The 24,676-nt window shown below is 70.9% G+C and carries 18 protein-coding genes and 1 pseudogene; 14 read left to right on the top strand and 5 right to left on the bottom strand.

The genetic code is table 11. From position 1 onward, the window contains the following. The first annotated feature begins 228 nt into the window (after positions 1-228). On the top strand, positions 229-2,940 hold the full coding sequence (locus WMF27_RS13545; protein WP_437944183.1) for a cation-translocating P-type ATPase: 2,712 nt from the start codon (positions 229-231) through the stop codon (positions 2,938-2,940). On the opposite strand, the gene WMF27_RS13540 is transcribed toward WMF27_RS13545, so the two are convergent. Next, on the bottom strand, positions 2,864-4,774 hold the full coding sequence (locus tag WMF27_RS13540; RefSeq protein ID WP_437944182.1) for a GNAT family N-acetyltransferase: 1,911 nt from the start codon (positions 4,772-4,774) through the stop codon (positions 2,864-2,866). The two genes, WMF27_RS13545 and WMF27_RS13540, sit on opposite strands and share 77 nt — an antisense overlap. Positions 4,775-5,198: 424 nt before the next feature. On the opposite strand from WMF27_RS13540, the gene WMF27_RS13535 reads away from it, so the two are divergent. Both WMF27_RS13535 and WMF27_RS13530 read left to right on the top strand, forming a co-directional pair. Then, positions 5,199-6,998 carry a pyridoxal-dependent decarboxylase gene (locus tag WMF27_RS13535; protein WP_437944181.1) on the top strand — a complete coding sequence of 600 codons (1,800 nt, stop codon included), beginning with the start codon at positions 5,199-5,201 and terminating at the stop codon, positions 6,996-6,998. A 175-nt stretch (positions 6,999-7,173) separates the two neighbouring features. Beyond that, positions 7,174-8,229 (top strand): alcohol dehydrogenase, encoded by a 1,056-nt coding sequence (locus WMF27_RS13530; RefSeq protein WP_437944180.1) that lies wholly within the window; start codon positions 7,174-7,176, stop codon positions 8,227-8,229. A 235-nt stretch (positions 8,230-8,464) separates the two neighbouring features. Here the strand turns inward: WMF27_RS13530 and speB are convergent, their stop codons facing one another. Further along, complete coding sequence (speB, locus tag WMF27_RS13525; RefSeq protein WP_437944179.1) at positions 8,465-9,457, bottom strand: agmatinase; 993 nt, start codon at positions 9,455-9,457, stop codon at positions 8,465-8,467. 262 nt (positions 9,458-9,719) lie between these two features. Here speB and WMF27_RS13520 point away from each other — a divergent pair, with 262 nt between their 5' ends. Then, positions 9,720-10,352 (top strand): pyruvoyl-dependent arginine decarboxylase, encoded by a 633-nt coding sequence (locus WMF27_RS13520; protein WP_437944178.1) that lies wholly within the window; start codon positions 9,720-9,722, stop codon positions 10,350-10,352. 111 nt (positions 10,353-10,463) lie between these two features. Here WMF27_RS13520 and WMF27_RS13515 read toward each other — a convergent pair whose 3' ends face one another. Beyond that, positions 10,464-10,946 carry an ABC transporter permease subunit gene (locus WMF27_RS13515; RefSeq protein ID WP_437768461.1) on the bottom strand — a complete coding sequence of 161 codons (483 nt, stop codon included), beginning with the start codon at positions 10,944-10,946 and terminating at the stop codon, positions 10,464-10,466. Between the two features lie 2 nt (positions 10,947-10,948). After that, a complete protein-coding gene (locus WMF27_RS13510) occupies positions 10,949-12,814 on the bottom strand; it encodes an ABC transporter substrate-binding protein (RefSeq protein ID WP_437944177.1) in 1,866 nt (621 codons plus the stop codon). 136 nt (positions 12,815-12,950) lie between these two features. On the opposite strand from WMF27_RS13510, the gene WMF27_RS13505 reads away from it, so the two are divergent. From WMF27_RS13505 to prdB, 3 genes and pseudogenes are all read left to right on the top strand, one after another. After that, positions 12,951-14,081, top strand: coding sequence for a proline racemase family protein (locus WMF27_RS13505; RefSeq protein ID WP_437944176.1), 1,131 nt, complete (start codon positions 12,951-12,953; stop codon positions 14,079-14,081). 250 nt (positions 14,082-14,331) lie between these two features. Further along, positions 14,332-15,603, top strand: a pseudogene (prdA, locus tag WMF27_RS13500) (D-proline reductase (dithiol) proprotein PrdA); the annotation flags it as partial. Positions 15,604-15,697: 94 nt separating this feature from the next. After that, on the top strand, positions 15,698-16,423 hold the full coding sequence (gene prdB / locus WMF27_RS13495) for a D-proline reductase (dithiol) protein PrdB (RefSeq protein ID WP_437768464.1): 726 nt from the start codon (positions 15,698-15,700) through the stop codon (positions 16,421-16,423). Positions 16,424-16,487: 64 nt separating this feature from the next. Here prdB and ppsA read toward each other — a convergent pair whose 3' ends face one another. After that, the gene (gene ppsA, locus WMF27_RS13490; RefSeq protein WP_437944175.1) at positions 16,488-18,815 is read right to left on the bottom strand and encodes a phosphoenolpyruvate synthase; all 2,328 of its coding nucleotides are present in this window, start codon (positions 18,813-18,815) and stop codon (positions 16,488-16,490) included. 171 nt (positions 18,816-18,986) lie between these two features. Between ppsA and WMF27_RS13485 the strand changes: the two genes are divergently transcribed. From WMF27_RS13485 to WMF27_RS13455, 7 genes are read left to right on the top strand one after another with little or no spacing between them, the layout of a single operon-like run. Further along, positions 18,987-20,240: a 4Fe-4S dicluster domain-containing protein gene (locus tag WMF27_RS13485; RefSeq protein ID WP_437944174.1), complete on the top strand. Its 1,254-nt coding sequence runs from the start codon at positions 18,987-18,989 to the stop codon at positions 20,238-20,240. A gap of 6 nt (positions 20,241-20,246) precedes the next feature. Further along, a complete protein-coding gene (locus tag WMF27_RS13480) occupies positions 20,247-20,714 on the top strand; it encodes a cyclic nucleotide-binding domain-containing protein (RefSeq protein ID WP_437944173.1) in 468 nt (155 codons plus the stop codon). After that, a complete protein-coding gene (locus WMF27_RS13475; protein ID WP_437944172.1) occupies positions 20,711-21,589 on the top strand; it encodes an FAD/NAD(P)-binding protein in 879 nt (292 codons plus the stop codon). The genes WMF27_RS13480 and WMF27_RS13475 overlap by 4 nt, the downstream gene beginning before the upstream one ends. A 5-nt stretch (positions 21,590-21,594) precedes the next feature. Next, a complete protein-coding gene (locus tag WMF27_RS13470) occupies positions 21,595-22,371 on the top strand; it encodes an oxidoreductase (protein WP_437944171.1) in 777 nt (258 codons plus the stop codon). Continuing rightward, the gene (locus WMF27_RS13465; RefSeq protein ID WP_437944170.1) at positions 22,361-23,773 is read left to right on the top strand and encodes a Ni/Fe hydrogenase subunit alpha; all 1,413 of its coding nucleotides are present in this window, start codon (positions 22,361-22,363) and stop codon (positions 23,771-23,773) included. Before WMF27_RS13470 ends, WMF27_RS13465 begins: the two co-directional genes overlap by 11 nt. After that, positions 23,770-24,330, top strand: a complete 561-nt coding sequence (locus WMF27_RS13460; RefSeq protein ID WP_437944169.1) for a hydrogenase maturation protease — start codon at positions 23,770-23,772, stop codon at positions 24,328-24,330. The genes WMF27_RS13465 and WMF27_RS13460 overlap by 4 nt, the downstream gene beginning before the upstream one ends. 4 nt (positions 24,331-24,334) lie before the next feature. Further along, on the top strand, positions 24,335-24,676 hold the full coding sequence (locus tag WMF27_RS13455) for a hydrogenase maturation nickel metallochaperone HypA (RefSeq protein WP_437768472.1): 342 nt from the start codon (positions 24,335-24,337) through the stop codon (positions 24,674-24,676).

The raw sequence follows: 24,676 nt of genomic DNA, 5'->3' as shown, positions 1-24,676 counted from the left end.
GATCGCTCGACCGTAAGTAGCGCCGAGGCTCCGAAACAAATAGCGGGTGAAGAGCCTCGGCAGCTCGTCCGGAGCGATACCCCTCCCCTCGTTCTCGAGGCGAGCTCGCTGAGATCGGCCGCGCGCCACGGTCAACCCATGTTCAGCGTGCGCGCAGGTGGCTGTCCCGCCATCGTTCGGAGGACTCGGGGCTTGCTGTTTGCTACTCCGTCGCCGAGGCCCGCGGAAGTGAGTCGATCGTCCTCTCCTGTGGCCGCGGCCGGACAGGCAAAGTCGTCTCGCGCCACCGGCCCTCAGCGGCGCATCCCTCCCTCGGAGCTCGCCGCGCTCTCCGTCGAGGGGCGAATCCAGGCGTTGCGGTCCAATCCGACTGGATTGACGGACGTCGATGCGGCGAGGAGGCGGCTCGCTTGCGGCGACAATGAGCCCGCGCCGCCGAGGCGGTCGCGTCCGCTCCGGACGCTGGTCGCGCAATTCACGCACACGCTCGCGCTGCTGCTCTGGCTCGGCGCCGGGCTGGCCTTCGCCGCGGGCGCCCCGGAGCTCGGGTTCGCCATCGTCGCCGTCGTCGTGCTCAACGGCGCGTTCGCGTTCATCCAGGAGCACCGCGCAGAGCAGGTCGTCAGCAGCCTGATGCGCCGTGTGGCCGTGCGCGCGCGCGTCGTACGGGCGGGCGTCGAGCGGCGAGCGCCGGCGCGCGAGCTCGTCCCGGGCGACGTGGTCCGGCTCGCGGCAGGTGAGATCGTCCCGGCCGACTGCATCTTGCTCGGCGCAGACAGCCTCTCGCTCGACCTCTCGATGCTGACGGGCGAGACGGCCCCGGTCGATCGCGACGCCGCGCCGATCGCGTCGCCGGGCCGAGGCGCGGAGGAGCTCGCGCTCCCGAGCCTGCTCCCGAGCGGCGCGTCCGTGGTGACCGGCGCGGGCGAGGCGCTCGTGTTCGCGACAGGCGCGGAGAGCGCGGCGGGCAAGATCGCCATGCTCCTCGAGCAGGGCGGGCGCGAGGGCTCGCTGCTCGAGCGCCAGGTCGCGCAGCTCTCGCACGTCACCGCGGCCATCGCGGTGATCGCCGGCGCGGCCACGCTGGTGCTCGCGCAGGCGTTCCACCGCGTCGGCCCGCTCGGCGCGCTCACGTTCGCGATCGGCGTGATCGTGGCGCTCGTCCCCGAGGGGCTGCTGCCGACGCTCAGCGTCTCGCTCGCGATCGGCGCGCAGCGCATGGCGGCGCGCGGGGCCCCGGTGCGGCGCCTCTCCGCGGTCGAGGTGGTCGGATCGGTGACGACCATCTGCACGGACAAGACGGGGACCCTCACGCAGAACGCGCTCTCGGTGCGCGGCTTCATCCCCGCGCGCGGCGCGCCCCCGGACGCGGAACAGGCGGCGCGGCTCGCGGCCGCGCTGTGCAACAACGCGCGCCCGGCGCCGGCGGGCGGCGATTACGAGGGCGATCCGGTCGACGTGGCCCTCGCGCGCTGGGCCGCGGCCGGCGGAGTGGACCTGGCCGAGGCGCGCGCCCGGTGGCCGCGGATCGCCGACACCGCGTTCGACGCGCACCGGCGCTACATGGCGGTGACATGCGCGGAAGGCGGCGCCGCGCGGGACTTCGTGAAGGGGGCGCCCGAGGCGGTCGTCGCGCTGACCGGCGCGCCGGCGCCCGCGGGCCTCGACGAGGCGGTGGTGGGCGCGGCCGAGCGCGGCGAGCGCGTCCTCCTGCTCGCCGTGAGGGAGGCCGGCGGCCCGCTCACGTGCCTGGGCCTCGCCTGCCTGCACGACCCGACGCGGCCGGAGGTCCCCGCGGCGATCGCCGCGTGCAGGCGCGCGGGCGTGCGGGTCGTGATCCTGACGGGCGATCACCCCGCGACCGCGCGCTCCGTGGCCGCCGCCATCGGGCTGGATGCGGCGGACCGCATGGTCGAGGGGCCCGAGATCGACGCGATGGACGACCGGGCGCTGCTCGAGCTGCTCCAGGCCGGCGCGAGCCTCGCGCGCACGACGCCGGAGCAGAAGCTGCGGGTCGTGCAGGTGCTGCGGCGGTCCGGCGAGGTGGTCGTGGCGACCGGCGACGGCGTGAACGACGCCCCCGCGCTCCGCGCCGCCGACGTCGGCGTGGCCATGGGCCTGCGCGGCACGGAGGTGGCCAAGCAGGCGGCGGACATCATCCTGTCCGACGACAACTTCGCCACGATCGTGGCGGCCATCGAGGAAGGCCGGGCCATCAAGCAGAATATCCGCCGCTTCGTGAGTTATGTGTTCACGAGCAACGTCGCGGAGCTCGTCCCGTTCCTTCTCTACATCTTCTTCCCGATCCCTCTCCCGCTCGCGATCGTGCAGGTGCTCGCGATCGACCTGGGTACCGACGTGCTCCCCGCGCTGGCGCTCGGCGTGGAGCCGCCGTCGCCCGCGACGTTGCTCGTCCCCCCGGAGCCGCCCCGAAAACCGATCCTCACCCGGGCGCTCGCGCTGCGGACTTTCTTCCTTTACGGGACCGTGGAGGCGTTGCTCGGCGTCGCGGCGTACTTCGGGTACTACTGGGCGCACGGCTGGAGGCCGTTCGGCGCGCTCGAGCCGTTCCGCGCGCTGGAGCGCGAGGCGGCGACGATGACCTTCATCGGGATCGTCTCGGGTCAGATAGGGTGCCTGTTCGCGCAGCGCGAGGGGCCTCTCCGGAAGCGGCTCGCGTTCTGGTCGAATCCCTGGGTGGCCGCGGGGCTCTCGCTCGAGATCGCGCTGACGATCGCGCTCCTCTATATGCCTGGGCTGAACCGGCTCTTCGCGATGGTCCCGGTGGGATCGGCGTGGCTCCTGTGGCTGCCCGGGGGCGCCGCGGTGATGGTGCTCGGGGATGCCCTGAGGCGCGCCGTGCTCACGCCTGGCGCGGTCCGGAGCTGCTCGGGCCGGCCGCCGGCGCGCCGGCGGCGGCCGCATCGAAGCGGGCGGTGACGTGGTAAACGCCGGCCTGGAGATCGAGGCAGAGGTGCAGGCCGCTCTTCTCGAGCACCCGCATCATCGCCTTGTTGGTGAGCAGGACGTCCGCCTCGAAGCCCGAGATCCCCCGGGCTCTCGCGATCTCCGCCATTCGCCGCATGAGCAGGGTGCCGACCCCCTTGCCCTGCCACTCGTCGCGGACGACGAAGGCGACGTCGGCCAGGTTGTTCTTCGGATCGACGTCGTACCGGGCCATCCCGAGGAGGGTCTCATGCTCCGGGCCGGCGCAGGCCACGATGGCCATGTTCTGGTCGTAATCGAGGTTCACGAGCTGCTGCATCTCCTCGTGAGGATGCTCCCGCTTGTGGCTCATGAAGCGGCGGTAGATGCTCTCGTCCGAGAGGCGATAGAAGAGGTCCTGGAGCGCGGCCTCGTCGGAGAGCCGGACCGGCCGGCAGAGCAGCTCCTCGCCCGACGGCAGGCGCGCGGCGCGCGTCTCCTGCCAGGGGTAATCCGCGCGCGAGATGACCTGATCGACGAACACGTAGCGGCGCTGCTTGGCCGCGGCGAGGAGGTCAGCGCGGTGGTCGGGGTGGGCGATCTCGATGAGCGCGAGCGCGCGCTGCCGGATGTTCCGGCCCCAGAGATCGGCGACGCCGTGCTCCGTCGCCACGTAGTGCACGTCTCCGCGGCTCGTCACGATGCCGGCGCCCTGCTCGAACGCCGGCTGGATGCGGCTGATCGTGCCGTCCTTCGCGGTGGACCGGAGCGCGATGATCGGCTTGCCGCCGGCGCTCCGCGCGGCGCCCCGGATGAAGTCGACCTGCCCCCCGATCCCGGAGAAGAAGCGGCCCATCAGCGTGTCGGCGGCGACCTGGCCGGTCAGGTCGACGGCGAGGGCCGCGTTGATGGCGACCATCCTGTCGTTCCTGGCGATCGTCAGCGGATCGTTGGTGAAGGCGGAGCCGCGCATCTCGATGACCGGGTTGTCGTGGGCCCAGGCGTAGAGGGCGCGGCTGCCGAGGAGGAACGAGGTCACGAGCTTCCCCGGCAGGAGGGTCTTCCTGCGGTTCGTGATGACGCCGCGCTGGACGAGCTCCATCACGCCATCGGAGAGCATCTCGGTGTGCACGCCGAGGTCGTTCCTGTCGCCGAGCGCGGCGAGGACGGCGTTCGGGATCTTGCCGATGCCGGTCTGGAGCGTCGCGCCGTCGGGCACGAGCGACGCCACGTTGCGGCCGATCGCGCGGTCGATGTCGTCGAGCGGCTCGGCCTCGCGCTCGGGCAGCTCGCGATCGACAGGGACGAGATGGGTGATCCGGTCCACATGCAAGAACGAGTCTCCGTGGGTGCGAGGCATTCGCGGGTTGACCTCGGCGAGGACGAGATCGGCCGAGTCGACGGCGGCGCGGACGATATCGACGGAGACGCCGAGGCTGACGAAGCCGTGGGCGTCCGGGGGGCTCACCTGGATGAGGGCCACGTCGATGCGCACCCGGCGCGACAGGATCAGATTCGGGATCTCGGAGAGGAAGACCGGCATGAAGTCGGCGCGCCCCTCGTGGATCGCCTCGCGGACGTTCTGGCCGATGAAGAACGCCGTGTGACGGAAGCGCCGCTCGAGACCGGGGCGGACGTACGGCGCGGGGCCTTCGGTCATCAGGTGGACGATCTCGTTGTCGGCGAGGTGGTCGCCGGACGCGACCATCGCGTTCACGAGGTCGCTCGGCTCAGCGGCGCCCGAGCCGACGAGGATGCGGCGCCCCCGCGGGATCGCGCGGATTGCTTGCTCGGCGGTCGTGATCTTGTCGGCGAAACGCGTTCGCCAGTCCGTGACCGTGCGCTGCATGGTGTGCCTTCTCCCGTGCTCCGCGGGTTTCAGCAAGAGGCGGTCCACCGGCCGGAGCTCGGCGCGCACGGGCCCCTCTTCATCATCGGGGGCGGGGCGATACCCCGCATCCCGCGCGCATCCTGCGCCACGCCGACGGCGTCGGGCGCCGCCGCGCCCGAGCGCGCGCCTGCATCGGCTGCGGGCGAGCGCAAGCCGTTCGCCAGGCGGGACCACGCGCGAAGGCTCAGACCGCCGTCGAGCCAGGGAGGCTCGGCGGGGAGGAGCATCGCGGTCGCCGGGTGAGCCCATGCGGTGCGCCGGAGCGTCGCGAAGATTCTCGCGCACCCGATCGCTTGACGGCATCGCTGGCGGGCTCAACCGTATACGCGGTGATGCGTCGCCGACAGGTCGACAGAGCTGCGGAACGCAGGGTGGAGCGAACATGAGCGCAGAACATGAAAAGAGGAGAGCGCGAGCTGGCGCGGAGGCCGGCCTCGGGGATGAACCGGCCCTCGTCTCGGCGGTCGAGCCCGCGTGCGCTCCGCCCCCCGCGCCTCCCGTCACGGACCCGTGCGCCGTGTACCCCGAGATGCGAGGAATCGACTGTGAGGCCTTCCGTCTCTCCCCGCAGGGCCTGTCGCCCGAGCAGCGCGCCGAGGCGCACCGGCAGCTCCACGAACATCAATCTCGTCAACGAGCGACTTTCCTCGGTTACCAGTGCAACCTGCGCCTCAGCTACGCGGAAGATCTGGGCCGGTACCTCGACTATCACCTGAACAACATCGGCGATCCGTTCCGCGGCAGCAGGGTCACGACGAACGTCAAGTGGATGGAGCGCGCCGTGCTCGACTACTACGCCGCGCTGTGGCGAGCGCGCTGGCCGCACGATCGCCTCGACGGCGAGTCCTACTGGGGCTTTGTGCTGACCATGGGGTCGACGGAGGGCAACCTCTACAGCCTGTGGAGCGGCAGGGACTACCTGGCAGGGCGGTGCCTGCTCGAGGAGCCGGAAGCGGAGCGAGACGTCTCGCGCGCCGAGGTGAGCGGCGAGCGCCGCGCGGCGCCGCAGCGCCTCGTTTATGCGCAGGCGCAGGCGCCGGCCGAGAGCCCGAACGCCTACGCTCCTCTCGCGTTCTACTCGGAGGACACGCACTACTCCATCGTCAAGGCGGTGCAGGCCCTCGACATCCGGACATTCTACGAGATCGGCGCCACGCGCTACCCGAACGACAACCCGCTCGCGCCCGGGCGACCCTGGCCGCGAGAGGTGCCCTCCGTCGGCGGCCCCGGCGGCCCCGGCGTCATCGACATCGCCGCGCTCGCCACGCTCGTGGAGTTCTTCGCGTCGAAGGGCCACCCGATCCTCGTGTGCTTCAATTACGGGACGACCTTCAAGGGCGCCTACGACGATGTGGAGGAGGCGGGCAACGTCCTTCTCCCGATCTTGCGCAGGTACGGGCTCGACGAGCGCAAGGTCCACTGCGATCCCAGGAGGCCGGAGAAGTACGACGTCCGTACGGGCTACTGGTTCCACGTCGACGGCGCGCTCGGCGCCGCTTACATGCCCTTCCTCGAAATGGCCCACGACGCGGGCAAGATCGCTCGACGAGGGCCCAATTTCGATTTTCGTCTTCCATTCGTGCACTCGATCGTGATGAGCGGACACAAGTGGATCGGCGCGCCCTGGCCCTGCGGCGTCTACATGACGAGGACGAAGTACCTGCTGCGCCCTCCCAGCGTCCCGGAGTACATCGGCTCGCCGGATACGACGTTCGCCGGGTCGAGGAGCGGGCTGTCGGCCGTCGTCCTCTGGCACCACCTGGCGCGCCGCTCGTACGAGGATCAGGTGGACAAGGCGCTCTACACCGAGTCCATCGCCGCGTACGCGCACCGGAGGCTGCTCGAGCTCGAGGCTCGGCTCGGGCAGGATCTGTGGGTCGCGCGTGCCCCTCTATCGCTGGCAATCCGCTTCAAGGCCGTGAACGCCGAGCTGGAATTCAAGTACACGCTGGCGGTCGAGACAATCTACGTGGAGGGCGAGAAACGGACTTACAACCATATCTACGCGATGGAGCACGTGACCGCCGAGCTGATCGACGCGTTCATCGAGGATCTGGCGCAGCCAGGCGCGTTCCCGGAGCAAGAGACCGCGGTGCCCCCGCCGCCGAACGACGGCAGCGCCGCCGCCCCGCGCGGCAGGCGTCTCCACGTACCGCACAACGGGCGCGGCTTCCGGGACTGACATACCGCGCGCGTCCGTTCGGCCGGTAAAGCACGAGCCCATGGGCCGCGCGCTTGGAGCCACCGTCGAGGACTGGGCTCGGCATGCCTGATTGACCACCACCCGCGCGACCGGTTCGACTTGCGCCCCTCACGGCTTGCCGTTACTCGTACGGGCAAGGGGAGGAACGGGGGCCATGAAGAGTTTCAAAGTCTCCGACTTCGGCCAGCCGCTCGTCGAGGTCGAGGCGCCGACACCGGAACCCACCGGGAGCGAGGTCGTCCTCAAGGTCAGAGCGGCCGGCATCTGCCATACCGACTTGCACATCTGGGAAGGCGGCTACGAGCTCGGCCATGGACGCGGCAAGCTGTCGCTGAAGGATCGCGGCATCCCGCTGCCGATCACCCTGGGGCACGAGACGGTCGGGGAGGTCGTTGCGCTCGGCCCGGAAGCTCGCGGCGTCAACGTCGGCGACGTCCGTCTGGTGTATTCGTGGCAGGGCTGCGGCGTCTGCGAGCTTTGCAAGCGGGACCAAGAGAACCTTTGTCTGACTCCGCGCTTCCTCGGCATAGATTGCGACGGCGGCTACGCGGATCACATCGTCGTCCGTCATCCCAAATATCTGATCGACCTGAAGGGGCTCGCCCCCGTCGTCGCGGCGCCCTATGGCTGCTCGGGCGTGACCACCTATAGCGCGCTCAAGAAGGTCGGCGACGTGCTGAAGGAGGAGCCGATCGTCATCATCGGCGCGGGCGGCCTCGGGCTAATGGCCCTGACCCTGCACAAGGCGATGGGCGGCAAGGGTGTCATCATGGTCGACATCGATGCCAAGAAGCGCGAGGCAGCCAAGAAGGCGGGCGCCATGGCAGTGGTCGACGGCAATGCGCCGGACGCGCGCCAACAGATCATCGATTCGGCCGGCATGCCGCTCCATGTAGCCATTGATCTCGTGTGCAGCGAGCAGACGGCGGCCATCGGCTTCGACGTCATCGTCCAAGGCGGGAAGCTCATCATGGTCGGGCTGTTCGGCGGCGGCGCGCCATGGGCTCTGCCGCTGATCACATTTAAATCCGTGACCATTCAAGGCAGCCTTGACGGCGATCTCATGGAGATGCAGGAGCTGATCGACCTCGTGCGCCGCGAGAAGATCGCACCGATCCCGATCACGCGCCGGCCGCTGAAGGAAGCGACGCAAGCGCTCATCGACCTCAAAGACGGCAAGCTCATCGGTCGCACCGTTCTCACGCCTTAGAGCGCCTCTCAAAACCTCCCGTCGCCAGGCGGCCGAGGAGATCTGCCGCAAGGCGGGCATCCCGCTGCTTCTGGCTCCCAGCCTGAGGGATCCCCTCGTTCTTCGCGGAGCCGGGAATCCATCACCCGCAGGGCAGCTCTCGTATGCATCTTCGCACCATGTGCAGCATCGCTGTCGCGCGTCTGAACGCACTGCATCTCCGGACACGCTGGCGACGGCTCTGCGACGGACGAAGTCAGTCGGATCGCATAGAGAATCTTCTGGGCTCGCTGTTGCCTTCAGGAACACCGCGCCGCCGCACGACCATCAGCGACAAGAGCTCGAACGCCAGGTTGGCGGCCAGGATCGAGGTGATATCACCATGATCGTACGGTGGGGACACCTCCACGACATCGCACCCCACGAGCTCGACCCCGCGCAGCCCTCGCACGAGCTGCAGCATCTCTCGGCTGGTGAAGCCGCCCACCTCCGGCGTGCCGGTGCCGGGCGCGAACGCCGGGTCGGCGGCGTCGATGTCGAGCGAGACGTAGATCGGGCCGCGGAGGGCCTCTCGCATCGTCCGGACGACGGCGGGCAGGCCGAGCTCCACGACGTCATCCATCGTGATCGCGCGCACGCCGCGCTCGCGCGCCCACTGCCAGTCCATCGCCTCGGGCGTCGGACCGCGCAGCCCCATCTGGACGTAGCGCGAAGGATCGATGATCTTCTCCTCGATGGCGCGGCGGAACGAGGTGCCGTGGCTGTAGGGCTGCTCGTCGAACTCGCGGTGCCAGGTGTCCGGGTGGGCGTCGAAGTGCACGACCCCGAGCGGGCCGAACTTCCTGGCGTGAGCGCGCATCAGCGGCAGGCTGACCGAGTGATCGCCGCCGAGCGCCAGCACCGTCGCGCCCGCCGCCAGCACGGCGTCGGCTCTGGCCTCGATGTTGGCCATCGACTCGGTGATGGACGGCGGAATGACGTTCACGTCGCCGTAGTCCACCACCTTGAGCACGTCGAGCGGCTTGACCGCGAGGGCGTTGTTGTACCCCCACAGCATCACGGACGCCTCGCGGATCCGTCGCGGCCCGAGGCGAGCGCCGCTGCGGTAGGACGTGCCGCCGTCGTACGGTACGCCGACGACGGCCACGTCCACGCCGGTCAGGTCGCGTGTGACCGGAAGACGCATGAACGACGTTATCCCGGCGAAGGGCTCGAGCTCGGCGCCAAAGCCGGATTCCGGTGTGGTCATGAGGCGCTCCTGCGGTGAGGGGACCCGCGCCATCCTGACCGCTCCCGCACGCTCCAGCCAGCGCTCCGATCGACGCGCCGGGCAGCGAGGACAGCGCGAGTCCGTCGCCGTGGTCCTCGCGGGCGCCGGAGACCCGGGGGGGCAGCGCCGGCATCTCATGCTGCCGGGGCGCGGGCCCGGCCATGCGCGCGAGCACCACGGATCTCGCGCGCGAACGCCGAGACGTGCCGCGCGGAACCTGGACGTCCCGGAGGCGAGGACGATGCTGCGAGAACCGGATTACCTCACCCGCGTGCCGCTGGCCTATTTCGTCACTTCGGGATACGGAGACACCGACTTCGGCGGTGGGCTCGATCCATGGCATACAGGGTCGTTCGATCTGGCCCTGGCGATGGGCGGGATCGAGAACTTCAACATCGTCCTCTGCAGCTCGGTGATCCCGCCGGAGGCGTACGAGATCCCCATCGAGGTCGCAAAGCCCCACTTCCGCCACGGTGCGGTGATGGAGGTGATCATGGCCTCCGTGAACGGGAAGGCCGGCGAGACCGTCACGGCGGGGCTGGGCCGCGTCCGCGTCCGCGATCGGCGGACCGGCGCCTGTCTCGGCGGGTTCGCCGCCGAGTACGAGGGGCACGACGACGCCGCCGCGGCCGCAAGCACGCTCCGTCGCGAGCTGGAGGGGATCGCGTTGCGCCGCTATGGCGCAGCGCAGGTCGACCTCGAGTACGCCGAGCCGGCGATCGCCTCGCGCGAGGTGCAAAACAGGCACGGCACCGCCATCGCCGCGCTGTGCTGGCTCACCTATTCGTTCCCGCAGCTGACCGACCCGCAGCGCGAGGCCCTGCGCGCCGCGGAGAAGGCGGATCGTTGGTCTCCGGCGCCCGCGAAGCGGTGAATGCGCCCCAGCCGATGCGCTCGAATCCGCGTGGAGCGACGCTGCGGCGGAGGCATGTGATGGGCTATCCTCGACCACCGAGGTAGGCGGAGCTCACGGCCAGGTCCGTGCTCAGCTCGCCAGCGGAGCCCTGCAGGGTGATGCGGCCCGCCTCCAGGACGTACGCGCGGCGTCCAGGTTGGTGGCGGTGATCCGGGTGATCTCGCCGAAGCCCAGCGTCACGATGGCCAGATAATCGCGGCGGAGCCGGAGCACGAGGAGGCCGATGAGGGAGCCCAGCGCCATGGCGACGGCGCCGCTGGCGGGCAAGGCCAGCGTGAAGGAGAGCCCGGCGCGCTGGGTGAGGAGCGCCGCCGTGTACGCGCCGACGGCGAAGTATGCGGCGTGCCCGAGATCGAGGAGGCCGGCATAACCGACGACGACGTTCAGGCCCACGGCCACCGTCATGTAAATGAGGGCCATGACCGCGATGTCCATGAGATAAGGATCCTGCACCCCGAGCGGCAAGGCGACCGCGAGCAACAGCAGCGCTGCGGTCCCCCACCGCCGGACGAGCCGCCTTCCGCCGGAGCCGAGCGCAGCGAGGCGCCCCACCCTCACATCCTCTTGCCGACGCGCTCGCCGAGCAGCCCGGTGGGCTTGACGAGCAGGATCGCGATGAGGGCGGCGAACGCGAAGACATCCTTCCACTGGCCGCCCACGCTCCGCGTCCCGATGACCTCCAGGAGCCCGAGCATCATCCCGCCCACCACGGCGCCCGAGAGGTTCCCGATGCCACCCAGGACCGAGGCGGTGAACGCCTTGATCCCGACGATGAAGCCCATCAGGAAGTTGATCTGGCCATAATACAGGCCTGCCATCACGCCCCCTGCCGCCGCCATGACGGCTCCCAGGAGGAACGCGAGGGAGATCATCCTGTCGACGTCGATGCCCATCAGCTGGGCTGTCTCGGCGTCGAACGCCGTGGCGCGCATGGCCAGGCCGACGGTGGACCGCCCGATGATCCGGCGCAAGGCCCACATCAGCGCGAGCGCGGTCGCCAGGATGGCGATGTGGGCATATCCCACGTGGACGCCCAGCAGCGACGTCCCGGCTCGCGTCAGGGTGACGGGATATACACGGAAGCTGGGCCCCCAGGGCTCGAAGAGCATGATGGCATTCTCCAGGAGGAGCGACATGCCGACGGCCGTGATGAGGAGGACGAGCTTGGGAGAACGGCGCAGCGGGCGATAGGCGACCCGCTCCATCAGCGCGCCCACGCCGCCCGTGACGGCCATGGCGGCGAGCAAGGCGAGGCCGATCCCGAGCGCGCCCGCGCCGAGGAAGGACCCGCTCGCGAGCGCGAGGGCGCTGTAGCCGACGAAGGCGCCGAGCGCGTAGAGGTCGCCGTGAGCGAAGTTGATCATGCGCATGATCCCGTAAACCATGCTGTATCCCAGGGCGACCAGGGCGTAGAACGAACCGATGACCAGCGCGTTCAAGAGCTGCTCGAGGGCGTTCGAGAGGCGGCTCGTGGAGCGAGCGGGGGGCCCGGGCTCCGCCGCCGCGCGCGGCGGCGGAGAGGGCGCGGCATCGGCGCGCGGGGCGGCTGGCCCCTGGACGAGCGCGAATCTGCCCCTCCTGATCTCGAGGACCACGAAGGCCGCGTTCTGGCGCCTTCCGGAGGCGTCGAAGGAGACCGCGCCGGTCACACCATCGTGGTGAATGGCGCGAATGGCCGCGGCGACCGCGGCGCGGTCGGTGGAGCCCGCCGCCTGGATGGCCGCTGCGACGATCTGCGCGGCGTCGTACGCCTGCGCGCTGTAAGGGCCTGGCTCGCCGTGAGCCGCCGCGTAGCGCCGCGCCCAGCCCGCGGCGCCCGGGAGCTCGGCCGCGCTCGGGGGGCTCGTGACGAACACACCCTCTGCGCTGGCGAGGCCGGCGGTGGTGATGAGGGCGGCGTCGCGCGAGCCGTCGCCGACCATGATCGACGCGTCGATGCCCTGACCACGGGCCTGCCTGATGATGAGGCCCCCCTCGGCGTAGTATCCAGTCCAGTAGATGGCGTCCGGGCGCCTGGCCTTGAGGTGCGTCAGCACGGCGGAGAAGTCCCGCTCGCCGGGCGTCACCGCATCGAAGGCGACGACGCCGGCCTTTCCGTTGTGGGCGGCGGCCACCGCGGCCTCTGCGTCGCAGGCGTCGTCCTCGAACCTGACCTCCAGCCTGCGATCCAGCACGCCGCCGCGGCCGTTGATCTCGTCGACGGCCATCTCGATGGCCTGTCTCATGTCCTGCCCCATCTTGGCGCTGGAGCCCGTGAGCGGGACCGCCGAGCCGATGACGATGGCGGCGCCGCGTTCGTCGCCAGCGCTGCGTTCGCCACGGATCGGGCCGCACGCTCCCGCGACGAGCGCGACGACCGCGACGCACGCGGCAAACAGGTGCAGCAGGCGACCGGGCGAAGGCTTGCTCTCGAGACGCACGTTCCCGTCCGGCTATTGCGCGCATGCTGCGCGCGTCAAGGTGCCCGTCAGACACGGCCGGGGGCGGCCATCACCGCTCTCAACCACGCCTGCCCGGCGCCCGGACGCCTGAGGCGCCCCAGGTGACAGCCCTGACGTGACGCTCGCCGCCACGCATCCCATAGTTGCGCTCTCGGCGGCTACGGAGCAGCAGGTCGTGCCGCGCTGCGCGTCCTCGATGCGCCGGCGCGAGCAGGCGCACCCAGGAGGAACCATGGCAAGGCTGTCCCATGTTCTCTCTGCCATCGATACCCATAGCGGCGGCGAGCCGAATCGCATCCTCATGAGCGGTGTGCCGCCCCTGCCGGGAGCCACGATGGCCGACAGGAAGGAGTACATGCGAGCGCACCTGGATCACATCCGTACGCTCGCGGTACAGGAGCCCAGGGGGCACCGTGACATGCTGGGCGCCGTGCTCACGCCCCCCGTGACGGCCGGCGCCCACCACGGAGTGATCTTCATCGAGGGCAGGAGCTACCCCGATATGTGCGGCCACGGGATCGTCTGCATCGCGACCGCGCTCCTCGAGACCGGCGCGATCGTGCCTCACGCGCCGGGGGGCTCCCTCGTCTTCGATACACCCGCAGGGACCGTCGAGGCGCATGCGCGGGTCGAAGGGCATCAGGTGGCCGATGTGACCGTGGTCAATGTCCCCTCCTTCCTTTACGCCGATGGCGTCGAGGTTCAGCTCCCGGGCGGCAGGGAAGTCGAGATCGCCGTGGCGTTCGGCGGCAACTTCTTCGCCCTGGCGAGAGCGGAGGACCTCGGGGTCTCGATCCGCCCCGAGAACGCGGCGAGGCTGGTCCAGCTGGGCGTGGCGCTGAGGAAGGCGGTCAATGAATCGATGCGGGTGCGCCACCCGACGGCGCCGCACATCACCACGGTCGAGATGGTCGAGATCTACGAGGCGCCGGCGCCGGGAGGCCATGGCGCGAAGAACGCGGTCATCTTCGGAGAGGGACAGCTGGATCGGTCGCCCTGCGGTACCGGCACCTCGGCCATCATGGCCATGCTCCACGCGCGAGGGGACCTCCCGCTGGGCGTGGAGTTCACCAATGAGAGCATCCTGGGAACGAGGTTTCTCGGGAGGCTCACGCGACAATGGCAGATAGGCGAGACTTGCGTGGTCGAGCCGGTCTTCACCGGACAGGCGTACATCACCGGGCTCCAGCAGCTGCTCGTCGACCCGGACGATCCGTTCCGGTTCGGCTTCGTGCTGGGGAGATAGCGGGGGTTTTCTTGGCGCCCTTGGCGGCTTGCCTGTTCGCTTCCCCGGCCGACTTCCCACAGCTTGTCTACGCATCGAAGGGTGCCGAATTCACTCCACAGCCAGCCTGCGGGAGATGTGAGGAGCGGGTGTCGGAGGCGGGCGCGCGTCCGAGGTCATCCGTCTCCCCGCGCCCGGCTCTTGCATGACCATGACGACGACACGAGCGTGCTGCGCCGCGCCCCTCGAGCCTGCCGCGCCGCCGGGATGGGTCGTGCGCACGCTCACGCACAGGAACTACGACGTCAGCCGGGTAGAGATCAGGGGCGCGACCTCCTTCGAGGACGGGCGGCTGACGGTCCGCGAGTCGCTGAGCAGGGAGTCGCTGAAGGCCGATCCCCTCGTCAAAAAGGTGGAGATGGATGTCATCACCCCCGACAGGCGGCACGTCTTCTCCAATACCATCATGGATGTGATCCCGGTCGCCACGAAGGCGGAGGGCAGGCTCGGCGAGGGCGTGACTCACGTGATGGATGGCGTGGTGTTCATCCTCACGGGCGTGGACGAAGCTGGCATTCAGCTGCACGAGTTCGGCTCCTGCGAGGGATATCTGGATGAGAAGATCAGCTTCGGCCGCCCGGGCTGCCCGGACTCCGGCGACCTCATGGTGCGCGTCAACGTCGTCATCCAGGCCGGCACCGGCATGGAGCGCCGCGGCCCCTATGCGGCGCACAAGGCGTGTGATGCCATCATGCAAGAGGTCCGCGAAGCGCTCAAGAGAGCCCCCACGAGCGGCTGCATGGGGGTGAAGACCTATAGCGACATGAAGAGGCCCGGCAGGCCGCGCGTCGTGCTCGTCAAGGAGATCATGGGCCAGGGCGCGATGCATGAGAAAGTGCTGCTGCCCGCCGAGCCCGCGGGCGTCGAGGGCGGTCGCCGGAATGTCGACCTTGGCAACGTGCCGGTCGTGCTCTCCCCCAACGAGGTGCGCGACGGCGGCATCCACGCGCTGACCTGCGTCGGCCCCGCGACCAAGGAGGGCACGCGCCACTATTTCCGTGAGCCGCAGCTGCGCCTGATGGCGGAGGACGAGGAGATCGGCCTCGTGGGGGTCGTCTTCATCGGCAGTCCGCAAGTCAATGATGAAAAGGCGTTCGTCTCGGCGCGGCTCGGGGCGCTCGTGGAGGCGCTCGACGTGGACGGCGCGATCGTCACGACCGAGGGCTTCGGCAACAACCATATCGACTTCGCCGACAGCATCGAGCAAATCGGCGCGCGCGGGGTCAGCGTGGTCGGCGTGTCGTTCTCTGCCTGTCAGGGCCAGCTCGTCGTCGGCAACCGATACATGGACGCGATGATCGAGCTCAACAAGAACCCGGAGGGCCGTGAGAGCGAGATCCTCGGCGAGAGCACCTTGTGCCTCGAGGACGCGCGGCGCGCCCTTCTCATGCTCAAGACGAAGATGGCGGGTATCCCGATCGCGCCTGCCAACCGCAGGTGGACCCAGTCGGTCATCGACGCAAATCAGAGGCTCGTCAAGTGAGGGAGCGGCACGGAGTACGCGCAGGAGCCAGCATAGCGGGTTTATCTGAGTCACGTGAGGGTGCTCCGACGTGACTGACGTGAGGAGAAGCTCCATGAAGCTGACGACGGCGACAGGGCTGAAGAGCGAGATAGCTGTTCCGATCACGCCGCCTGCGGTCTGGACCCCCCTCGCGAAGCCGCTGGCTGAGTGCGTCGTGGCCCTCTGCACGGCGGGCGGCGTCCACCTGAAATCCCAGAGGCCGTTCGTCCTGTCCGGCGATCACACGTTTCGCGAAATCCCGTCGACGACGCCGTCGTCCGAGCTGATGGTCAGCCACGGCGGCTTCGACAACAGCGACGTCAACAGGGACATCAACGCGATGTTCCCAATTGACCGCCTGCGCGAGCTCGAGGCCGAGGGCTTCGTCGGCAAGGTCGCACCGACGCTGATCGGGTTCATGGGGGGCGGCGGCGACGTGGACAGATTCCGCGGCGGGAGCGGGCCGTCCATCGCAAAGATCCTGAAGGACGAGGGCGTGGACATCGCGGTGTTCACGGGCGGCTGCGGTACGTGCCACCGCTCGGCGGTCGTGGTGCAGCGCGCCGTGGAGACCGCGGGCATGTCCACGATCATCATCGCGGCACTGCCTCCGATCGCCAGGCAGCAGGGCGCGCCCCGCATCACCGCGCCCCGTGTCCCCATCGGTTCGAACGCCGGCGAGCCCCGCAACGTGGAGATGCAGACGGCGATCCTCAAGGATACCCTCCGCGCCGTCGAGGAGATGACCCATTTCGGGCAGATGAAGGCGCTTCCGTACGAATACCGGCACGACGTGTGAGCCCGCTACCAGGCGATGGCCGAGCGGGGCATCCAGCTCGGGCACGGTGGTCTCGTCGCCGCCGTCACGCCCGCCGCGCCGCGTCGAGCAAGAGCCGCCGCTCGGCCGCCGCGATGACCTGGCGCGCCGCCGGCTCGGCGTCCGGGTTCACCGAGATGGACGTGATGCCGAGCCGCACGAGGTGCTCGGCGAACTCGGAGCGGTTCGACGGCGCCTGGCCGCAGAGCGACGAGGTGATCCCGGCCGCCCTGCACGCCTCGATGATCCGCCGGATGGCGTCGAGCACCGCCGCGTCGGACTCGTCGAACAGCTCGGCGCACACCGCGGAGTCGCGGTCCACCCCGAGCATGAGCTGGGTCAGATCGTTCGAGCCGATCGAGACGCCGTCGATGCCCATGCGCGCGTACTCCGGGATCCAGAACGCGACGGAGGGCACCTCGGCCATCACCCACCGGTGCAGCCCGCGCTGGCGGCCGAGCGGGCTCCTGTCCATGAGCTCCAGGCAGGCCGCGAGCTCCCAGCGCGTGCGGACGAACGGGATCATCACATGCAGGTTCGGCGTCTCCTCGCGGACGCGGGCGAGCACCTCCAGCTCGAGCGCGAACAGCTCCGGCTCGCGGACATACCGGTAGCAGCCGCGGTATCCGATCATCGGGTTGTCCTCGGCGGGCTCGAATTGCTCACCCCCCTTGAGCCCGCGGAACTCGTTCGTGCGGAAATCGTAGGTCCGGTAGATGACCGGACGGGGCAGGAAGGCGCGGGTGATGCGGAGCAGCGCGGCCGACATCTTCTGGAGGAACTCGTCGCGGCCGCCGGACGCGATCAGGGCCTTCGGGTGCGCGCCGCCGAGCGCGTCGAGCAGCATGAACTCGGCCCGGAGCAGCCCCACGCCGTCGACGGGCAACGCGGCCACCTCCTCGGCGCGCTCGGCGATCGCCAGGTTCACGTAGAGCCGCGTGCCGAGCACCGCCGGCGAAGCCGCGGGCGAGCCGGCGGCGCTCGGCACGCGCTCGATCCGCGCCTCGGCCTTCGCGGCGGACCCGGCTCCCGCATCCGCGGGCGCCCCGTCCGGAGCGGCCCCGGGCGCCGCGGCGGCGGCCCGGGCCCCTTCGAGGACCTTGCCGTGCGCGCCGTCGACGGTGACGGTCTCGCCGTCCCGCAGGATCCGCGTGGCGGCGCGCGTGCCCACGACACAGGGGATGCGGAGCTCGCGGCTGACGATCGCGGCGTGGCAGGTCATCCCGCCGCTGTCCGTGACGAGGGCCGCCGCGCGCCGGATGGCGGGCACCCAGTCGGGCGACGTCATGGGCGCCACGAGGACCTCGCCGGCCTTCAGCCGTTGCCCCTCCTCCGGCGAGCGGAGCACGCGCACCGTCCCGGAGGCCGTGCCCGGGGACGCGCCGAGCCCCGAGACGAGGAGCTCTCCGGGGGCGGGGTGCGGCGCGCCCAGCGTGGTGATCGGGCGGGTTTGCACCAGGTACGTCGCCCCGCCCTCGACGGCCCACTCGATGTCCTGGGGAGCGTCGTAATGCGCTTCGACCTTCAGCGCGAGGCGCGCGAGATCGAGCACCTCGTCGTCCTCGAGCACGCGCCGCGCGCCCTCGTCCTCCGGCAGATCCACGCGCTGCTCTCCGCCGTCCGGCGCGCGCACCAGCTTGAACGCCTTGTGGCCGACGCGCGCCTCCAGGAGCCGCGGCCCGCGCTTCGCGACCGTGTACGTGTCCGGCTCGACCTGCCCGCCCACCACGACCTCGCCGAGCCCGAACGCCGCCTCGATGACGAGGCGTGACGTGTCCTTCGTGGCGGGATCCGCGGTGAAGATGACGCCGGAGCGCTCGGAGCTCACCATGCGCTGCACGACGACCGCCAGGGCGGGCTCCTCCGTCAGGCGCTGCGACTTCCGGTAGCTGACCACGCGCTCGCCGAAGGCGGAGGCCCAGCAGTCGCGCACGCGATCCAGCAATGCCTGCTCGCCGGTGACGTCGGTGTACGTCTCGTGCATGCCGGCGAACGAGGTCGAGGCCGAGTCCTCCGAGGTGGCGGACGACCGGACGGCCACGATGGTGTCGAGCCCCAGCCTCCGGTAGGCATCGACGATCTCCGCCTGGATCTCCGCCGGGAGCGGCGCGGCGCGGACGAGGCGCCGCAGCGCGGCGCAGGTCGCGCGCAGCCCGGCCGGGTCGCTCGGATCGGCCTCGGTGAAGAGCGCGACGAGCTGCTTTCGCACGCCCGCGGCGCCTATCGCCGCGAGGTACGCGTCCGCGGTGATGACGAAGCCCGGAGGCACGGGCAGGCCGGCGCGCGTGAGCTCCCCGAGGTTGCTGCCCTTTCCGCCGGCGGACGCGACATCCGCGCGAGACAATGAATCGAACCAGAGGACGTGCGCGGTCACCGTGTCTCCTCATCATCATCGAGATCTGGATGCCTCTGCTCGGCGCTGCCGCGCCGGCGGACGCTCGATCGCCCGTGCGTGCGTCGGAGCAACAAGCGGACCCGCCGCGGTGCGGGTGTTGGTCGTCTGCTGCTCGAATCCGGCGGCACGGACCATGCTCACCGGCCCCGCATGAGCGGCGCAGAGACCGGCTTTCATCCTGGCGATCGCGCCGTGCTCGGCCGGCCGGGGATCGCCGCGCTCCTCCAGGGCCTGCGCGAGGAGGGATACCGGCTCATCGGTCCCACGCTGCGCGGCGGGGCCATCGTGTACGACGAGATCCAGGGCGCGGAGGAGCTCCCTGCCGGCTGGACCGAGCAGCAGGAGGCCGGCCGCTACCGGCTCGCCAGGCGCGCGGACGAGGCCCTGTTCGGCTACGCGGTCGGGCCGCGGTCGCTCAAGCACCTCCTGTTCGTCCCCCGGCTTCGCCTGGTGCAGCTCAGGCGGCGCGGCGGATCCATCTCGCGGACCGACGAGGCCGAGGCCCCTCCGCGCCTCGCCGTCCTCGGCGCGCGGGCGTGTGATCTTGCCGCGATCGACGTGCAGGACCGCGTCTTCGTCGACGGCCCGCATCCGGATCCCGACTACGTGGCGCGCCGCAGGGGCCTCTTCGTGATCGCGGTGCAGTGCGGACAGGCCGGCGGCACGTGCTTCTGTGTGTCGATGCGTACGGGGCCGCGCGCAGAGCGTGGCTTCGACCTCGCGCTGACAGAGCTCCTCGACGAGGGCCACCGCTTCTTCGTCGAGGTGGGCAGCGACGCCGGCGCTTCCTTGCTCGCTCGCGCTGGCGCTTCCAGAGCGGGCGAGGACGACGCCCGCGCAGCCTTCGAGGTCTCGCGCCGCACGGCGACCCAGATGGGCAGGAAGCTCGATACAGACGGCATCAAGGAGCTCTTCTATCGAAACCTCGAGCACCCCCGCTGGGATGACGTGGCCGAGCGCTGCCTCGGATGCACGAACTGCACGCTCGCGTGCCCGACGTGCTTCTGCAGCACGATCGAGGACGCGACAGACCTCCCCGTTGACGCGGGTCCCTCCGTCAACACGGGTCGGGACTCCGCGTACGCGGGTCCCTCCGTCGACACGGGTCGGGACCCCGCGTACGCGGGTCCCTCCGGCGAGACGGCCGAGCGCTTCCGGCGGTGGGACTCGTGCTTCTCCCTCGACCACTCGTACCTGCACGGCGGCAGCGTCCGCGCCTCGCTCCGGGCCCGCTACAGGCAATGGCTCACGCACAAGCTGGCCACGTGGATCGATCAGTTCGGCACGTCCGGCTGCGTCGGCTGCGGCCGGTGCATCACGTGGTGCCCCGTCGGGATCGACATCACCGAAGAGGCGGCCGCCATCCGGGCCGGAGACGGCGCCGTCGCCGCCGGGAAGGGGTAGGCGCCGATGAAGGCGGAGGAGCTCCTTCCCATTCTCGGAGCCCACCCGTTCCTGGACGGGCTCCCGGCCGCGCACCTCGCATGCCTGGCCGAGGGCGCGTTTGCGCGGAGCTTCCCGGAGGGGGCGTTCCTCCTCCGGGAGGGAGGCGAGGCGGACACGCTCTACCTGCTCGCGCAGGGGCGCGTGACGCTCGAGATCCACCGCCCCGGCCGCGCCCCTGTGCAGGTCGAGAGCCTGACGGGCGGGGACATCCTGGGCCTGCACTGGCTCTTCCCGCCGCGGCGATGGGTGCTCGACGCGCGGGCGGTCACGCCGGTCCGCTCGATCGGGCTCGACGCCGCGCACCTGCGGGCGTGCTCGGACGCCGATCCCGGGCTCGGGTACGCCGTGTCCCTGCGCCTCCTGCGGCAGCTCTACGCGCGGCTGGAGCGCGTGCGGCTGCAGCGGCTCGACGTCTACAGGGCCGAGCCATGACCTTCGTGCCGCGGGACATCCCGCTGCCCTTCGCGCCGGACGCCGCGACGCCAAACCCCTGGGCGCCGGAGCCGGCGCGCGTGCGGCGCGTCCACCGCGAGACAGCGGCGACCTTCACGGCGACGATCGACCTGCCGGGCCGCCCGGGCGGCCTCGCCTTCGCGCCCGGCCAGTTCAACATGCTCTACGCCTTCGGGGTCGGCGAGGTCGCGATCTCGATCAGCGGGGATCCCGCGCGGCCCGATCGGCTCCTGCACACGATCCGCGAGGCGGGCTCGGTCACGCGCGCGCTCGGGCGCCTCCGCGCGGGCATGGCGCTCGGGCTGCGCGGCCCGTTCGGGAGCCCGTGGCCCGTCGACGAGGCGCGCGGCGCGGACGTGCTGCTCCTCGCCGGCGGGCTCGGGATGGCGCCGCTGCGGCCAGCGCTCTGCCACATCCTCCGGCACCGGGCCGCGTATGGCCGCGTCGCGCTGCTCTACGGCGCCCGCGGGCCCGAGGACCTGCTCTACCGCAGGGAGCTCGATCGCTGGAGCCGTCGCGCCGACCTGCAGGTGCTCGTGACCGTGGACCGCGCGGGCCCCGGGTGGCGCGGGTACGTCGGGGTCGTGCCGGCCCTCCTGCGACTCGCGGACTTCGAGCCGGGCCGCGCGGTCGCGTTCGTCTGCGGGCCGGAGGTGATGATGCGCTTCACGGCGCGCGAGCTCGAGCGCCGCGGCGTCCCCGGCGAGCGCGTCCACGCCTCGCTGGAGCGGAACATGAAGTGCGCGGTGGGGATCTGCGGCCGCTGCCAGCTCGGGCCGAGCTTCGTCTGCAAGGACGGCCCCGTGCTCCGCTACGACCGCGTGGGGCCGCTGCTCGCGGTCCGGGAGCTGTGAGCGCCATGGCGCGCCGCGCGAAGCCGAAGCTCGCCGTGTGGAAGTTCGCCTCGTGCGACGGCTGTCAGCTCAGCGTCCTCGACCTCGAGGACGAGCTCCTGTCGCTCGCCGCCGCGATCGACATCGCCTACTTCAAGGAGGCCACGAGCCTCGAGCGCGCGGGGCCGTTCGACCTGTCGCTGGTCGAGGGGTCGATCACGACGCCCGCCGACGCCGAGCGGATCCGCGAGGTCCGGCGGCTGTCGAAGGCGCTCGTCACGATCGGCGCCTGCGCCACGGCCGGGGGCATCCAGGCGCTGCGCAACTTCGCGAATGTACGTGATTTTTTGTCGGTTGTGTACGCCTCGCCCGCCTACATCGAGACCCTCGCCACCTCCACGGCGATCGCCGACCACGTCCCCGTCGACTTCGAGCTGCGCGGCTGCCCGGTGAACAAGCGCCAGCTCCTGGAGGTGATCAGCGCTTTTCTCCACGGGCGCCGGCCCAATGTCGCGAGCCACAGCGTCTGCGTCGAGTGCAAGAGCCGCGGCAACGTGTGCGTGATGGTGACCGGGACCCCTTGCCTCGGCCCGGTGACGCACGCGGGCTGCGGCGCGCTCTGCCCGACCTACCAGCGCGGCTGCTACGGCTGCTTCGGGCCCATGGAGGCGCCGAACATGGAGTCGCTCTCGCGCGCATTCCGGGCGGCGGGCGTGCCGGAGCGCGACCTCGTGCGGCTCCACCGCACCTTCAACGCGAACGCCCCGGCGTTCCGCGCGGAGAGCGAGCGGCATGAGCGCTGAGACGCGCACCATCGCGATCGACTACCTGGCCCGCGTCGAGGGCGAGGGTTCGCTGACGCTCGTGATCGAGGACGGGCGGGCGAAGGAGGCGCGCCTCTCGATCTTCGAGCCGCCGCGGTTCTTCGAGGCGTTCCTCCGCGGCCGTGGCTACGCGGAGGCGCCCGACATCACGTCCCGCATCTGCGGCATCTGCCCGGTCGCGTACATCACGAGCGCGTGCCGCGCGATGGAGGACGCGCTCGGCATCGAGCTCGGCCCGGAGCTCCGCGCGCTCAGGCGCCTGCTCTACTGCGGCGAGTGGATCGAGAGCCACGCCCTGCACGTCTTCCTGCTGCACGCGCCCGATTTCCTCGGCTACCCGGACGCGGTCGCCATGGCGCGCGACCACCGCGACTGGGTCGCGAAGGGCCTCGCCATCAAGAAGGCGGGGAACGCCGTCCTCGCGCTCCTCGGGGGCCGCGAGATCCACCCCGTCAACGCCCGCGTCGGCGGCTTCTACAGCGCGCCGTCCCGCGCGGAGCTCACGCGCCTGCTCCCCGAGCTGCGCGCCGGGCGCGAGCGCACGCGCGCGTGCCTCTCCTGGATGGCGACGCTGCCGTGCCCGGAGCTCGAGCGACCCTACGAGTTCGTCGCGCTCCGCAGCGACGACGTGTACGCGATCGCCGAGGGGCGCCTCGTCTCCTCGGGCGGGCTCGACATCGAGGTGCACGACTACGATGCGTGTTTCGTCGAGGAGCACGTCTCCTGGTCGACCGCGCTGAGGTCGAGGATCCGGGGTCTGGGGCGCAGGGCGCCGCCAGGCGACCCGGAGCCCCGAGCGTTGGACCAAGGTTCGGGGCGCAGGGCGCCGCCAGGCGAACCGGAGCCCCGGACGTCCGGACACGGCAGCGGCAGCTACCTGTGCGGCCCGCTCGCGCGCTTCAACCTGAGCTTCGATCGCCTGCTACCCGAGGTCCAGGACGCGGCGCGCGCCGCCGGCCTCGCCGTCCCGTGCCGCAACCCGTTCCGGAGCCTGCTTGTGCGCCTCGTGGAGATCCTTCAGGCGTTCGAGGAGTCGATCCGGATCATCGAGGCCTACGCGCCCCCGCCCGCGCCGTTCGTCGCGCCTCCCGCGGTCCGCGCGGGCACGGGCTACGGCGGCTCCGAGGCGCCGCGCGGCTTCCTGTACCACCGCTACACGCTCGACGCCGAGGGGACGATCCTGGACGCCAAGATCGTCCCGCCCACGTCGCAGAACCAGCTCTCGATCGAGGAGGACCTCTGCGCGCTGTCGCCGTCCTTGGCGTCGCTGCCGCTCCGCGAGGCGACCGCGCGCGCCGAGCAGGCCGTGCGCAACCACGACCCCTGCATCTCCTGCGCGACGCACTTCCTCACCCTGCGCGTCGAGGAGGCGCCGCGATGACCACGCGGATCATCGGCCTCGGGCAACGCGCCGCCGGAGACGACGCTGCCGGGCTCGCCGTGCTCGAGGCGCTGCGCCGCCGGGGTCTGCCGGACGACGCGGAGGTCGTCGAGGCGAGGGACGCGACCGCGCTCGTCTCGCTCCTCCAGACGCCCTCGACGGTCGTGGTCGTCGACGCCGTGCTCGCGTCGCCGCCCGGGGAGGTGCTCGATCTCTCGCCCTCGGACCTCGCCGCCGGTGCGCCTGTCCCGATCTCGACGCACGGCCTCGGCGTCGGGCAGGCCATCGACCTCGCTCGCATCACGGCGCCGGACCGGCTCTCCCCCGACATCCGCATCGTCGGCGTGAGCATCGGCATGATGCCTCATCAGCGGGGTTCGGGGCGCAGGGCGCCGTCAGGCGACCCGGAGCCCCGAGCGTTGGACCGACGTTCGGGGCGCAGGGCGCCGTCAGGCGACCCGGAGCCCCGAGCGTTGGACGAGCTCGGCCTGTCGCCCGACGTGGCCGCGGCGGTCCCCCGGGCTGTCGCCCGCGTCCTCTCGTTCCTCAGAGGGTGAACCCGTGCACGAGTCGTCCATCGCAAGGCAGCTGCTCTCCGCCGCCCTGGACCGCGCCGCGGCCGCGGGGGCGACGCGGGTCGTCTCGGTGCGCGGCTGGGTGGCCGAGGCCGAGGCGCTCTCGCCGGAGAGCCTCTCGCTCCACTTCGCGGCGCATGCGCGCGGCACGCCGGCCGAGGGGGCGCGCCTCGATCTGCAGCTCCACCGCGTCGAGGCGCGCTGCCTCTCCTGCGCCGGCACGTACGCGCCCGACCATCACGTGCTGCTTTGCCCGCGCTGCGGCGGCGACCAGGCGACGCTCCTCGGGCGTCTGGGGCTCGGCCTGGACGCCATGGAGGTGGAGTAG

The sequence above is a fragment of the Sorangium sp. So ce281 genome (genome assembly GCF_051527395.1).
Lineage (GTDB): Bacteria > Myxococcota_A > Polyangia > Polyangiales > Polyangiaceae > Sorangium > Sorangium cellulosum_B.
The sequence above is the reverse complement of the archived record's forward strand: the minus strand, read 5'-3'. Positions and strand labels throughout refer to the sequence as shown.